This window comes from Rhodospirillales bacterium (assembly GCA_014323865.1).
In the GTDB taxonomy this organism is placed as follows: domain Bacteria; phylum Pseudomonadota; class Alphaproteobacteria; order SP197; family SP197; genus SP197.
The window spans coordinates 349,908-362,640 of sequence record JACONG010000010.1; the positions used below are offsets into that span (position 1 = coordinate 349,908).

11 protein-coding genes and 1 tRNA gene are annotated in these 12,733 nt (G+C 66.0%); 5 read left to right on the forward strand and 7 right to left on the reverse strand.

Annotated elements, in window-relative coordinates; translation table 11 throughout:
* Nucleotides 1-41: 41 nt before the first annotated feature.
* The 3 genes from GDA49_05980 to GDA49_05990 form a co-directional block, all read right to left on the reverse strand.
* Nucleotides 42-509, reverse strand: coding sequence for an NAD(P)H-dependent oxidoreductase (locus GDA49_05980; protein MBC6439952.1), 468 nt, complete (start codon nucleotides 507-509; stop codon nucleotides 42-44).
* A 138-nt stretch (nucleotides 510-647) separates the two neighbouring features.
* Nucleotides 648-1,487 carry a CDP-diacylglycerol--serine O-phosphatidyltransferase gene (gene pssA, locus GDA49_05985; protein MBC6439953.1) on the reverse strand — a complete coding sequence of 280 codons (840 nt, stop codon included), beginning with the start codon at nucleotides 1,485-1,487 and terminating at the stop codon, nucleotides 648-650.
* Nucleotides 1,487-2,191: a phosphatidylserine decarboxylase gene (locus GDA49_05990; GenBank protein ID MBC6439954.1), complete on the reverse strand. Its 705-nt coding sequence runs from the start codon at nucleotides 2,189-2,191 to the stop codon at nucleotides 1,487-1,489. The genes pssA and GDA49_05990 overlap by 1 nt, the downstream gene beginning before the upstream one ends.
* Before the next feature lie 137 nt (nucleotides 2,192-2,328).
* Here GDA49_05990 and GDA49_05995 point away from each other — a divergent pair.
* Both GDA49_05995 and GDA49_06000 read left to right on the forward strand, forming a co-directional pair.
* A tRNA-Leu gene (locus tag GDA49_05995) sits at nucleotides 2,329-2,415 on the forward strand.
* Nucleotides 2,416-2,482: 67 nt separating this feature from the next.
* Nucleotides 2,483-3,505 carry a phosphotransferase gene (locus tag GDA49_06000; GenBank protein MBC6439955.1) on the forward strand — a complete coding sequence of 341 codons (1,023 nt, stop codon included), beginning with the start codon at nucleotides 2,483-2,485 and terminating at the stop codon, nucleotides 3,503-3,505.
* A 221-nt stretch (nucleotides 3,506-3,726) separates the two neighbouring features.
* Here GDA49_06000 and GDA49_06005 read toward each other — a convergent pair whose 3' ends face one another.
* The 3 genes from GDA49_06005 to GDA49_06015 form a co-directional block, all read right to left on the reverse strand.
* Nucleotides 3,727-4,431: a hypothetical protein gene (locus GDA49_06005; protein ID MBC6439956.1), complete on the reverse strand. Its 705-nt coding sequence runs from the start codon at nucleotides 4,429-4,431 to the stop codon at nucleotides 3,727-3,729.
* Between the two features lie 235 nt (nucleotides 4,432-4,666).
* Nucleotides 4,667-6,094: an amidase gene (locus tag GDA49_06010; protein MBC6439957.1), complete on the reverse strand. Its 1,428-nt coding sequence runs from the start codon at nucleotides 6,092-6,094 to the stop codon at nucleotides 4,667-4,669.
* 139 nt (nucleotides 6,095-6,233) lie between these two features.
* Nucleotides 6,234-8,621: a transketolase gene (locus GDA49_06015; protein ID MBC6439958.1), complete on the reverse strand. Its 2,388-nt coding sequence runs from the start codon at nucleotides 8,619-8,621 to the stop codon at nucleotides 6,234-6,236.
* Between the two features lie 130 nt (nucleotides 8,622-8,751).
* Here GDA49_06015 and GDA49_06020 point away from each other — a divergent pair, with 130 nt between their 5' ends.
* Genes GDA49_06020 through GDA49_06030 form a run of 3 tightly spaced genes read left to right on the forward strand, consistent with a single transcriptional unit; the run spans nucleotide 8,752 to nucleotide 12,016 of the window.
* Nucleotides 8,752-9,225 (forward strand): Lrp/AsnC family transcriptional regulator, encoded by a 474-nt coding sequence (locus tag GDA49_06020; protein ID MBC6439959.1) that lies wholly within the window; start codon nucleotides 8,752-8,754, stop codon nucleotides 9,223-9,225.
* Between the two features lie 29 nt (nucleotides 9,226-9,254).
* Nucleotides 9,255-10,631 carry a leucyl aminopeptidase family protein gene (locus GDA49_06025; protein MBC6439960.1) on the forward strand — a complete coding sequence of 459 codons (1,377 nt, stop codon included), beginning with the start codon at nucleotides 9,255-9,257 and terminating at the stop codon, nucleotides 10,629-10,631.
* 5 nt (nucleotides 10,632-10,636) lie between these two features.
* Nucleotides 10,637-12,016, forward strand: coding sequence for a leucyl aminopeptidase family protein (locus tag GDA49_06030; GenBank protein ID MBC6439961.1), 1,380 nt, complete (start codon nucleotides 10,637-10,639; stop codon nucleotides 12,014-12,016).
* Between the two features lie 80 nt (nucleotides 12,017-12,096).
* On the opposite strand, the gene GDA49_06035 is transcribed toward GDA49_06030, so the two are convergent.
* A complete protein-coding gene (locus tag GDA49_06035) occupies nucleotides 12,097-12,669 on the reverse strand; it encodes a thermonuclease family protein (GenBank protein ID MBC6439962.1) in 573 nt (190 codons plus the stop codon).
* Between the last annotated feature and the right edge of the window lie 64 nt (nucleotides 12,670-12,733).

Below are 12,733 nucleotides of genomic sequence, written 5' to 3' on the forward strand. Positions count from 1 at the left end.
GTCCTCGCCCGTAAGCTCGGTCGCCCGGTCACCGGGTCTTCTCAGAACACACCCGCTTCAAGTCCGGCAGCCATCAGCATACCGAGCTCCCCGGCCCGGTCGGCGAAACCGTCCTGCCATTCGCCCTTGAGCAGGAGCGGTTCGTTGACGGCGCGCCAGCGCAGGCCGGTGGCGATGCTCTCGACAGCGCGCCGCGTGCCGGTGCCGTCGAGCCCGGCGCGGATGTAGAGGGCGTAGGGCAGGCCCTGCTTTTTCTCAAGCACCGGATCGTAACAGCGATCGAAGAAGTCCTTCATCGCGCCCGACATGTAACCGAGATTCTCTGTCGTGCCGAGAACGATGGCATCGGCGGCCAACACATCCGGCGAATGTGTGTCGAAGGGCGACAGGGCACGCACATTGACGGCCCCGGACTCCAGCGACACGGCGCCGGCCTCGACCCGGTCACGCAGGCGTTGCGTGTTGGGCGAGGGAACGTGACCGACGATCAGGAGCGTTCTTGTTGTCATGGCCGCACGTTGCAGCCCGCAACGCTTGCGTCAAGGGTCGTCGCGGTGCAACCGAACATGCGCGAGGGCTTCGACCCGGCAGCACGACGCGATGCGCTCATGGCCGCCGCCGTCGACTCGCCTGAACGTCGAACGCCGTCAGGGTTTGAGGCTTCGCGACGCCTTGTCGCCGTCCCTCCGACCGGGTTCGTCGTCGTTGTCGTTGTCCTGCTGTGCGGCCTTCGCGGCGAGACGTCTGAAGGAGCGGGCCGAGAGCGGGAAGGTCGCGACGTAGAGGGCGGCCACGACGATCAGGGTGATCCAGGTCTTCCCCGCCAGACCCGTGAAGAAGAGCGCGGCCAGGATCAGGACCGGCAAAACGAAGGGCTGCGGCACGCGCAGGCCCTTGAAGGAATAGGTGGGGATCTGGCTGACCATAAGTCCGGCAGTCAGGATGACCCAGGTGCCGGTCACGATGGCGCTGGAGGCGAACGCGAGATCGAAGTCGAGCCAGACCACGATGGGCAACAGCGCCAGGAGGCCGCCGGCCGGGGCCGGTACGCCGATGAAAAAGCCTCCGCTGTGCTGTGGCATCTTGCCGAGCATGCTGTTGAAGCGCGCGAGGCGAAGGCCGCAACACACGACAAACAACAGAGCTATGGCCCAGCCGAGGCCACCGGCATCCTGAAGGGACCAGAAGTAGAGAACGAGCGCGGGCGCGACGCCGAAGCTGAGGACGTCGAACAGGGAGTCGAGCTGGGCACCGAAATCGCTGGTCGCGTTCAGGAGGCGCGCCATGGTGCCGTCAAGCGCATCCAGGAAGGCCGCCAGCAGGATCGCGGCAACGGCAAACTCCCAGCGGCCCTCGATCGCAAATCGGATCGCTGTCAGGCCCGCGCAGGCGCCCGAGATCGTGATGATGTTGGGGATAAGTTCCTCAAGCGTCAGGTCCCTGAGGCGGCGCGTCCGGAGTGGGCGGTTGTTGTCGGATCGGGCCATCAGCGAACCGCGCCCCGCGCGGCCTCCCGGCCCGTTGCGCCGAGATCGGCAAGGACGGTCTCGCCGGCGACACAGAGCTGCCCGACGCAGACCGCCGGTGCCACGCCTTCGGGGAGATAGACGTCGACCCGACTGCCGAAGCGAATCATGCCGAAGCGTTCGCCGGCGCGTACGGGCTGGTTGACGATGAGCTCGCAGAGAATGCGGCGGGCAACGAGGCCGGCGATCTGCACGAAGGCAATTTGCTGCCCGTCGCTCGCAGTCATGCGCACCGACTGCCGTTCGTTGTCCTCACTCGCCTTGTCGAGCGACGCATTCAGGAACTTGCCCTGCCGGTAGGAGAGATGGGTCACCGTGCCGTCGGTGGGGATGCGATTCACGTGCATGTTGAAGACGTTCATGAACACGCTGATCCGGGTCAGACGTTCGTCGCCCATCTCGAGTTCGGGGGGCGGCGCGGTGGCTTCGATCATCTGCACCACGCCGTCGGCCGGACTGACAACGAGGCCGGGACAGGTCGGTGTGACACGGTCCGGGTTGCGGAAAAAACAGATGCACCAGGCGGTCAGCACGAGACCGGGAAACAGCAGCGGCGACCACAACCAGGTCAGAAGGGCGGTTGCCAGCGCGAAGGCACCGATAAACCGCCAGCCTTCGCGGTGGATCGGGACCAGAACGGTCTTCAGGACATTGTGCACAGGCACCTCGCTCCGCGACCGTAACGCGGGACGCGCTCTGAAGCCACATCGTTGATCCTTGACTATCGCGCGCTGCCGGAGCGAATCAAGCGGCACGCCGCGGTTGCAGACCGACGATCCGAGGCGTAGCAGGAGAGCTGCGTGCCCGCTTGGCGGAACTGGTAGACGCACGAGACTTAAAATCTTGTGTCCTTCGGGGCGTGCAGGTTCGAGCCCTGCAGCGGGCACCAACGACCATTCCGGAGCCGCAGCAACGCTGCCTCCGGGGATCGTCGGGCAACGGTGTGGCGATTGACCATGAATCCCGAAACATTGCTGGCGCACCTGCAGCGCCTGGCCGAACAGTCGCTGCCGCTGTGGGACCTGCCCGAGGGCACGACGGCGACCCTGCTCAACGTCTCGGAGAACGCGACCTACCGCATGGATGCGACCGACGGCTCGAAGTGGGCGCTGCGCATTCATCGCGAGGATTATCACACGCTCGATGGCATCCAGACCGAGCTTGACTGGATGCACGCGTTGCAGCACGACGCCGACGTCATCACCCCTCAGGCGATTGCGGGTGTGAACGGCAAGGAGATTCAGGAGGGCATCGTCGAGGGCCTGCCGGGGCCGCGCCGGATGGTGCTGTTCGCGTTCATTGACGGTATCGAGCCGGAGGAGGATCACGACCTGATCGAGCCGTTCCGGCGGCTGGGCGAGGTCAGCGCGAAGCTCCATATGCATGCGGTGGCCTGGCCGCGCCCGGCTCATTTCGAGCGGCTGGTGTGGGATGTCGAGCATGTGCTGGGCCTCGGTGTCGAACCGAACTGGGGGTTCTGGCGTGACGGTCCGGCCGGGGATGTGGAGGAGGTCGCGCAGCTCCAGCGCATTCAGGACGCGATGGTCACGCGTCTTGCCGCCTACGGGCGGGAGCCCGAACGCTTTGGCCTGGCGCACAGCGATCTTCGGCTCGCGAACCTGCTTCTGGTCGGCGACAGCACCCGGGTGATCGATTTCGACGACTGCGGCACCGGCTGGTTCCTCTACGACCTCGCGACCGCCATGACGCTGATCGACAACACCGAAACGTCGGGTGCGCTGATCCAATCCTGGCTCGACGGCTACCTGCCGCTGCGCCCGCTCGATGACGCCGACCGCAAGGCCATCCCCGATCTCATCATGATGCGGCGCTTCGCCATGCTGGCCTGGTTCGGCAGCCACGCCGACACCGAACTCGCCCGGCAGAACAGCAAGGGCTATGCGGCCGAGTTTTGCCTGATGGGCGAGGCCTACATGGCTGAGGAACCCGGTGCGGACAATCCGGCACCCTGGCTATAGTCACCAGGCGGTCGATCCGTGGCTCGGCGGTCTCGAAGGGTCAGCGTTTATCGCCGATGACATGCTCAAGCAGCTGATTCTGCCGCCGCAGCTCGTGATGGATTTTGTCGAGTCGCGGTTTTACGCCGAACACTGCGAACGGCAGTATTCAACATGACCCGCTCTTCTCCATTGCACCGCATGGCTTGCGTGCCGGGGCGGCCATCCGTTCAAGCGGCCGCTCAGAGCGGCAGGACGACGGTGGGAGAGGCGCTTTCCAGAACAACGTGGCCGACCGTGGCGCCGCAGTGGTCGGTCAGCAGACGCCCGAGATCGGCAATGGCCGCGTCAAGGTCGCCGGGGCCCAGACTCTGGACCGTCACGACGGCGCGGTCGGTCGATCGCGTGACCGGGCTGCGGGCGTCCTGGTACCAGTTCCAGCGGCGGCACAGGACCTTCTCGTCGTCGGCATAGACGATCTCGCCGGGTTTCGGCGGATCGTTATCGGAGGGCTCCTGCCCGAGGGCGTGGAAGGTGTCGCCCTCGCGTGACTCGCGGAAATGGATATTGCCCGCCACATGGTCGAGGTCGTCGGCACCGAGTGGGAAGACGTGCTTGAGCGAGACGGCGTTGTAGGCGTCGACGAAGGGATTGATGCGCGCCAGTTTGCCGTCGCGCACGGCCTTGCGGATCAGCCGCTCGACCGAGCAGCGGTAGCTTGTCTTCCTGATCCCGAAGGCACGATAGGCCTGCCGCCACGCGGCCACCCCAGGGATCTCGCCCATGCCGGTGTCGGCGAAGCGCGAGGCGGCGGCGTGTTCGATGGCTTCGATCTCGCCGGACAGCGGCACCGGATGCGATTCCGGAATCGCAAGCCCGGTCGCGATCACCACGGCGATGCGGAGATCGGGGAAGCGATCGACAATGGTCTCGATACTGGCCTGCAAAAGGGGGCCCTCCGGTTTCGGAATGGCCCCTTCGTGCAGGATGGATTGGCGGTTTTCAAGCCGCCGGTATCAGGGATCAGGGGGAGCTCCCCCGCCGCTGCCTTGTCCATCGAGGCGTATAGCCGATTGACGGGCTTCTGTCTGGCCTCGTCGTCGAGCGTCCTGCTCTGGTGGCTGACGATCCCGTTCCTGCGCCGTCCCGATGTGGATCGACAACGGCGGTCTTTTCCGCAGCCTAGAGCTTCGGACGCTTCGACGGCTTCGTGTACCAGGGATCGGCCGCTTCGACGGCGGCACCGATGCGGAACACGGTCGGATCGTCATAGGTGCGGCCGACGATCTGCAGGCCCGTGGGGACGCCCTTACCGTCGAGGCCCGAGGGCACCGACAGCACCGGGCAGCGCGACATGATGTTGAAGGGATAGGTCATGACCCAGCCCAGCAGAGGCTGGACCTCCTTGCCGTTGATCCTGACCGGCTGTTTGCGCCAGTCGTGATCGGCGGGAACGGCGGAGAGCGCATTCGTGGGGCAGATCAGGGCGTCGTGCCGCTCGAGGATCGGACCGAGGCTGTCGTACATCTCGCCGGCGATCCTGAGACTTTCGAGGTAATGGGCGGCGGTCGAGTTCGCACCCTTCTCGCCGATGTCGATGGCGTACCACATCATCTCCTCACGATGGCGGCGCATGGTCTCGCCGATGACGTTGCCGAAGAGGTGGCTGAGGTAGTTCATGGCCGCAGTCAGGGTTGCCCAGGTCCAGCCGAGATCGACCTCCTCGACGATGGCCCCGGCGTCCTGCAGCTTTTTCACGGCCGCCCCGGTGTTCTTCTGCACGTCCCTGTCGACCTCGCAGTAGCCGAGGTCCATCGAGAGCGCGATCTTCATGCCCTTGACCGACTTGTACTCCAGCGGGATCCGCACCTTCGGCTTCACGGTGGCGATGTCGCGCGGGTGCGGGCCCGCCATCACGTTCTGCAGCAGCGCGCAGTCGGCGACCGAGCGCGCCATGGGGCCGGAGTGGCAGTAGAAGTCGAGATTGAAGATACGACCCTGCGGGTTGCGGCCGTAAGGCGGCTTGAAGCCGACCACGCCCGAGCACGAGGCAGGAATGCGGATCGAACCGGCGATGTCGGAACCGGTGGCGACCGTGGTGCAGCCCGCAGCCAGAGTCGCAGCCGAACCGCCTGAGGAACCGCCAGGTGTGTAGTCGGTGTTCCAGGGATTGCGCGTGACGCCCCAGAGCCGGGTATAGGTAAAGCCGGCGCAGGAGAATTCAGGCGTTGTTGTGCGGGCATGCATGATGCCGCCGGCCCTGAAGCAGCGATCCACGATGTAGGTGGTCTCATCGCCGATAACGTCCCTGTAGGCGAGGCAGCCCGACGATGCGGGAAGGCCCTTGATCGTCTCTTCGTCCTTCACCGCCAGCGGCAGGCCCTCGAGCGTGCGGGTGCGGGCGCCCCTGGCATACCTCGCTTCGGCCTTCCTCGCGGCGTCGCGCGCCTGGTCGTAGAACGTCTGGCTGAACGCGTTGATCCTGGGCTGCACCTTCCCGGCGCGCGCGATCACCGCATCCATCAACTCGACCGGGGAGAGCTTCTTCTTCCTGAAGAGATCGAGCGCCTCGACTGCGCCCATGTAGTGAAGGTCCGGTGACCTGGCCATGCTCTGGCATCCTCCCCGCGTTGGGTGTGGCGGCAGTCTCGCGCACTGCGAACGAACACCGCAACCACTGTGTCATCCCGGATCGGCGCGGCCGGCGCCCGCTTGTCCGGGATGACATCCGGGGGAACGGGAAGGGCGCTTACCCCGTCAGGCAGAGCCTTGCCGCCGCATCGACGATCGCTTCGGCATCGATCTCGTGGACACGGTGAATGTCGGGGATATCGGCGGAGCGACCGAAATCCTCGACGCCGAGCGACTGGATGCGGTGGCGGCGGACGCTGCCCATCCACGAGAGTGTGGCCGGGTGGCCGTCGAGCACGGTGATCAGGCCGGCGTGGGCGGGCAGGCGGTCGAACAGGGTTTCGACATGGCTCGGCTCCGCACCGTTGCCCGCGCGGCGGTGGCGGCGGGCGTGGTGCCAGTCCTCCATCAGCCGGTCGGCGGAGGTTGCGACCATGAGGCCCGCACCGGGGATGTCATCGGCGAGGATGGCGTGCGCCTCGCGCGCCTCTGGCACCGTCGCACCCGAGGCGACAATGGCGATCCCGGCGTCGGGTGAGGGCACCTCGAGCCAGTAGCCGCCGCGCAGGATGTCGGACGCCAGGTCGTCGCCGATCGCTCGCTCGATCTGATCGACGGGGCGTGTGCTGAGGCGCAGGTAGACACTGCCGCCGTCCTCGGCCTGCATGTGCTCGAAACCCCAGCGCATGATGACGGCGAGCTCGTCGGCATGCGCGGGTTCGAAGCTGGTGAGGCCGGGCTGGCCGAGCCCGATCAGCGGCGTGTAGATCGACTGATGCGCGCCGCCCTCGGGTGCCAGGGTCACACCCGACGGGGTGGCGACCAGCATGAATCGGCTGTCCTGGTAGCAGGCGTGGTTCAGCGCATCGAGGCCGCGGCTGATGAAGGGATCGTAGAGCGTGCCGATCGGCAGCAGGCGTGCGCCGAACAGGCTGTGGCTCAGGCCCATGGCCGAGAGCATGAGAAACAGGTTGTTCTCGGCGATACCGAGCTCGATGTGCTGGCCACCGTGGCTGATGTCCCACGACTGCGCGGAGATCACCTTCTCGGACTTGAAGGTGTCGGTGTGTTCGCGCCGGTCGAACAGGCCACGCCGGTTGATCCAGGGGCCGAGGTTGGTCGAGACCGCAACGTCGGGTGAGGTCGTGACGATATGGTCGGCGAGCCGCTCGCCCGAGCGGGCGAGGTCGCTGAGGATGTTGCCGAAGGCCTGCTGGGTCGACGTCCTGGCATCCTTCTTCATCGACAGGGCTGTGGGCACCGGCACGACAGGCGCCGAACGGCGGCGCGGATACTCCTGGGCAAAGCGCACCGCGCGCAGGAAGGCCTGCAGGTCGCCGCGCTGCTCCTCAAGGCCTGCGAAGGGTTCCCACTCGTCGCCCTCGGCGATCCCCATGGCCTTGCGGAAGCCCGCCATCTGTTCGGGGTTCATCAGGCCGGCATGGTTGTCCTTGTGACCGGCGAAGGGCAGGCCGAAGCCCTTGATCGTGTAGCAGATGAAGCAGCGCGGGCGGTCGTCGTCGGCCGATGCGGCGTCGTCGAAGGCCTCGATCAGGCTTTCGAGGTCGTGGCCCGCGAGGTTGGTCATGAGGCGATAGAGCGCCTCGTCGTCGCAGGCGTCGATCATCCTGCGTGTAGCGCTGCCCTTCCTGAAGTCGCGCTCGAGATGCTCGCGCCAGGACTCGGCACCCTTGAAGCAGAGCGCCGAGTAGAGGTCGTTCGGGCAGTTGTCGATCCAGTCACGCAGGGCCTCGCCGCCGGGCTGCTCGAAGGCGTCCTCCAGCAGCTTGCCGTACTTGATCGTGACGACCTCCCAGCCGACCGCGCCGAAGAAGCCCTGGATGCGCTGGAACAGGCGATCGGAGACCACGCTGTCGAGGCTCTGGCGGTTGTAGTCGACGACCCACCAGACATTGCCGATGTTGTGCTTCCAGCTCTCCAGCAGGGCTTCCCAGACATTGCCCTCATCGAGTTCGGCATCGCCCACCAGCGCCACCATGCGGCCGGGCTTCCGGTCTTCGGGCAGCATGTCCTTGAGCTTCAGATAGTCCTGGACCAGCGCGGCGAAGGCCGTTGTTGCCACACCCAGGCCTACCGACCCGGTCGAGAAGTCAACGTCGTCCCTGTCCTTGGTGCGGGATGGATACGACTGCGCGCCGCCGAGCGCACGGAACAGCTCGAGCTGCTTGCGGTCCTGGCGGCCCAGCAAGTACTGGATGGCGTGGAAGACAGGGCTGGCATGCGGCTTCACGGCCACCCGGTCCTGCGGGCGCAGGGTGTGGAAGTAGAGCGCCGTCATGATCTGGACCATCGAGGCGCAGGACGCCTGGTGCCCGCCGACCTTCAGGCCGTCGCGGCTCTCGCGCACGTGGTTGGCGTGATGGATCGTCCAGCTCGCGAGCCACAGGATCTTCTTCTGCAGCGCGTCGAGACAGGCCAGTTCGGCCGGATCGACGATCGAGGTGTCAGGGGTGCGAATCCCGGCACGAAGGGGTGTGACGGACATGGCGGAACCTCACGTAGCAGATCGTCATGATAACGTGTCCGTCACGGCATGTTCTTGCGTCCTGCCCTCGCATCCACAAGGATGACACAATATTCTGCGCTGGACCGGCCAATCAAAGGCGTGTTCTGTCATGGATCGTTACGACCGCAACATTCTGAATCACCTGCAAGAGGACGGGCGGGCGAGCAACGTGGAGCTGGCCGAAGCGGTCGGTCTTTCGCCGTCGCCCTGCCTGCGCCGTGTGCGCGCGCTCGAACGGCGCGGCGTGATCCGTCAGTACGCGGCCCTGCTCGATCCCGGCGAGGTCGGGCTTGGCGTCAGCGTCTTCGCCCAGGTCTCCCTCGAACGGCAGACCGAAGCCCTGCTGGAAGACTTCGAAGCCCACATCCGCGCCCGGCCCGAGGTGGTGGAGTGTTACCTGATGACCGGAGACCACGACTATCTGTTGCGCATCGTCGTGCCCGATCTCGAAGCCTACCGCGTCTTTGTCCTCGAACATCTCTCCAAGGCGCCGGGCGTCTCCAACATCCGCTCCAGCTTCGCCCTCAAGCAAGTAAAGTATTCGACGGCCTTGCCGCTTGGCCACCTCGGCGACGGACGATAGGCTCCGATCCTCATCGATGAGGTCATGCCATGGATTGTTTCGTTGACGCGGCGGAGGATGCCGTCGCGGTGGTGCCGGTAACGCGGGACGGGCTGGATCAGTGGCTTGACAAGGCGACCGGCGCCCAGGCGCGCTGGGTGAAGGAGCATGATTTCGAGGCGTCGTCTGCCCGTCACCTCGCGATTCCCGACGAAGACGGCGGAATGGGCACGGTGCTGGTGGCAATGGCCGATCCGCCGAGCCGGTTCACGCTGGGCGATCTGCCCGGCGTCCTGCCCAGGGGCACGGTGTGCGAACTGAAGGGGCAGTTCGAGACCGCCGAGGCGACGCAGCTTGCGATCGGCTGGGCCCTCGGCAGCTATCGTTTTGACCGCTATCGCGAAGCTGTTCGTGATCTCGCCAGGCTCGTTGCGCCGCCGACCGCGCGCATGGACCGCGTGGCGGTTATCGCCGAGAGCGTCAACCTGGGCCGCGACCTGATCAACACGCCCGCCGAGGACATGGGCCCGGCCGAGCTGACCGACGCGGTCGCCGAGGCCGCCTCGGCCAATGGTGCGGAGCTGCGCATCATCGAGGGCGATGAGCTGCTGACCGAGAACTTCCCGTCAGTCTATGCCGTGGGCCGGGCGAGCAGCCGCCCGCCGCGGCTTGCCGATCTCGTCTGGGGCGATCGGGATGCGCCGAAGGTCACGCTCGTCGGCAAGGGTGTCTGCTTCGATTCCGGTGGCCTCGACCTCAAGCCCGCGACCGGCATGAAGATGATGAAGAAGGACATGGGCGGGGCGGCCGCGGCCATCGCTCTGGCGTCCATGATCATGCGTCTGAAGCTGCCGGTCAGGCTGCGCCTGCTGATCCCGGCGGTGGAGAATGCCGTTTCCGGCAATGCCTTCCGCCCGCTCGACGTCATTACCACGCGCAAGGGCCTGACCATCGAGATCGGCAATACGGATGCCGAGGGGCGGGTCATCCTGTGCGATGCGCTGGCTGAAGCCTCGACCGAGAAGCCCGATCTGCTGATCGACTTCGCAACGCTCACCGGTGCAGCGCGTGTCGCCCTGGGCCCCGAGATTCCGGCCTTCCTGTGCAACGACGACGCCTTGGCCGCCGAGGTCGTCGAACACGGCAAGAACGCCGAGGAGGAGGTCTGGCGCCTGCCGTTGTGGCCGGGCTACCGGACGTGGATGGAGAGCGATGTCGCCGATCTCTCGACGACCGGTTCCGGCAAGGGTGCGGGTGCCATTGCCGCCGCGCTTTTCCTGGAGCGTTTTGTCGATGACGACGTGTCCTGGGTCCATTTCGATATCATGGGCTGGAACGTGAACGGCAAGCCTGGCCGGCCCAAGGGTGGCGAGGTGATGGCGGTGCGCGGCCTGCTCGACCTGATCGAACGACGCTACAGGGGCTGATCGGAATGCCGGTTGCAGGGTTGGTCGACACGGCCGACGCGACGGTTCCGCTCGTCGCGCTGACCGCCGACGGCTACGCCGCATGGCTGGAGCAGCAACCGTCGCGCGTTGCGACATGGCTGCGCCACCACGATTTTGCGGCGAAGGCCGGTTCCTGGCTATCCATTCCCGAAGTCGATGGGGACATCGCAGCCATCGTCGCCGGGCTGGGCAATATGCCCGATGTCTGGTCGGCCGGCGCTCTGCCGATGGCTTTGCCGGAAGATCTCGTCGTGACGCTCGATGCGGCCTCCGACATCACGGGCGATCTCTTTGCCCGGAGTTGGGCCGCGGGTTGCTACCGCTTCACACGTTATCGCAAGGCCGATCGGCAGCCGACGTCGTTGCTCTGGCCAGAAGGTGTCGATGAGGACGTCGTCGGCGCCATGGCGGAGGCGCTGGCGCTGGGCCGCGATCTCGTCAACACGCCGGCTCAGGACATGGGCCCGGCCGAGCTTGAGGACGCCGCGGAGGCCCTGGCCGAGCAGCACGGCGGCGCGCTTTCCTCGATCCATGGCGAACGCCTGCTGTCGGAGAACCTGCCTGCCGTTCATGCCGTCGGCCGCGCCAGTTCCCGCGCACCGCGGCTGATCGACCTGACCTGGGGTTCCGAAGACGCGCCCAGGGTGACGCTGGTGGGGAAGGGCGTCTGCTTCGATACGGGTGGCCACAATCTCAAAAGCGCTTCCGGCATGGAGCGCATGAAGAAGGACATGGGCGGGGCCGCCTGTGTCCTTGCGGTGGCGCACCAGGTGATGGCGACCGATCTCCCCGTACGCCTGCGCGTGATCATTCCGGCCGTCGACAATGCGCTCGACGGCAATGCCATCAAGCCCGCGGACATCCTGCCGACCCGCAAAGGGATCTGGATCGAGATCGGCGATACGGACGCCGAGGGCCGGGTGATCCTGGCCGACGGCCTGGCGCTGGCCTGTGAAGAGAAGCCCGGGTTGCTCATTGATTTCGCCACACTGACCGGCGCGGCCCGCGTCGCGCTTGGCAACGACCTGCCAGCCTGCTTTTCCAACAGCGACGACTTGATGGCCTCGGTTCTGGAGGCAGGTGATGCGGTCACCGATCCGCTCTGGCCGATGCCGCTGCTGCGGAGCTACATGCCGCGCATGGCGGGCGAACTGGCCGACGTCAACACGATCGGTGACTGGTCCTTCGCCGATCACATCCAGGCCGCGCTGTTCCTGGAGAAGTTCGTCGCCGACGAGACACCCTGGCTCCACATCGACACCGTCTGCTGGAACGATGCGCCGCGCCCGGGCCGTCCGAAGGGCGGAGAAATCCAGAGTGCACGTGCGGTGTTCGAGATGTTGCGGCGGCGCTACCGGCCATGATCGACATGACGGGCAAGGCGGCCGCCGAATGGGCGCGACCCGGCGACGAGTCGTCGGAGAGCTGAAACCCGGTCGTTCGGTCAGTTGGTCGCAGCTTCGGCCGCCGCTTCCTCGTCTTTCCTCTGCTGGATCAGTTCGGCGTTGTCCTGCATCGCCTTCTTGCGTGCGCTGCACGCACAACCGCCGGATTCAGTGTAGGTTACAGGATCGACGAAGGGGCCCGACCACATGCCGGTGCCGCCTTGCCTGGCGGCCATGGCACGTTCAGCGTACTCATCACCCATCGTTTCGTCAGCGACAGCAAGGCCGGCATCGATCATCGCGCCAGCGAGATCGACGTCTCGGGCCGAGCAGCGGGCGACATGGTGCATCTGTTTGTCCTCGACATAGCCGGTTTCGGTGAGGTCAGTGCAGATGACCTCGGATGTGCCGATGACCTCCTCCAGATAGAGTGCCGCATCCCAGCCGCAGGACCAGATGCCGCCGGGTGCGCCGCAGGTCTGCGTGATGGTGGGGGCATGGACGCCGTAGAGCGTCACCTTCCGTTCGCCGAACTGCATGGTGTCGCCGGTCAGGACCATGGGCTGGCCCGCGAGGTCCGCAAGGGCGATGCCCGGGGCCAGAACGAAGGCTGCTGCGAGAAGACGTTGCACGGTGTCACCCCACTGTTTTCGTGTTTGGCATAGTATCGATCAAGCGACTGCGTTGCGCCAGGGA

Coding starts and splice junctions, on each gene's coding strand:
- GDA49_05980 (MBC6439952.1), bottom strand. CDS start 509: ATGACAACAAGAACGCTCCTGATCGTCGGTCACGTTCCCTCGCCCAAC.
- pssA (MBC6439953.1), bottom strand. CDS start 1,487: ATGGCCCGATCCGACAACAACCGCCCACTCCGGACGCGCCGCCTCAGG.
- GDA49_06000 (MBC6439955.1), top strand. CDS start 2,483: ATGAATCCCGAAACATTGCTGGCGCACCTGCAGCGCCTGGCCGAACAG.
- GDA49_06010 (MBC6439957.1), bottom strand. CDS start 6,094: ATGGCCAGGTCACCGGACCTTCACTACATGGGCGCAGTCGAGGCGCTC.
- GDA49_06015 (MBC6439958.1), bottom strand. CDS start 8,621: ATGTCCGTCACACCCCTTCGTGCCGGGATTCGCACCCCTGACACCTCG.
- GDA49_06020 (MBC6439959.1), top strand. CDS start 8,752: ATGGATCGTTACGACCGCAACATTCTGAATCACCTGCAAGAGGACGGG.
- GDA49_06025 (MBC6439960.1), top strand. CDS start 9,255: ATGGATTGTTTCGTTGACGCGGCGGAGGATGCCGTCGCGGTGGTGCCG.
- GDA49_06030 (MBC6439961.1), top strand. CDS start 10,637: ATGCCGGTTGCAGGGTTGGTCGACACGGCCGACGCGACGGTTCCGCTC.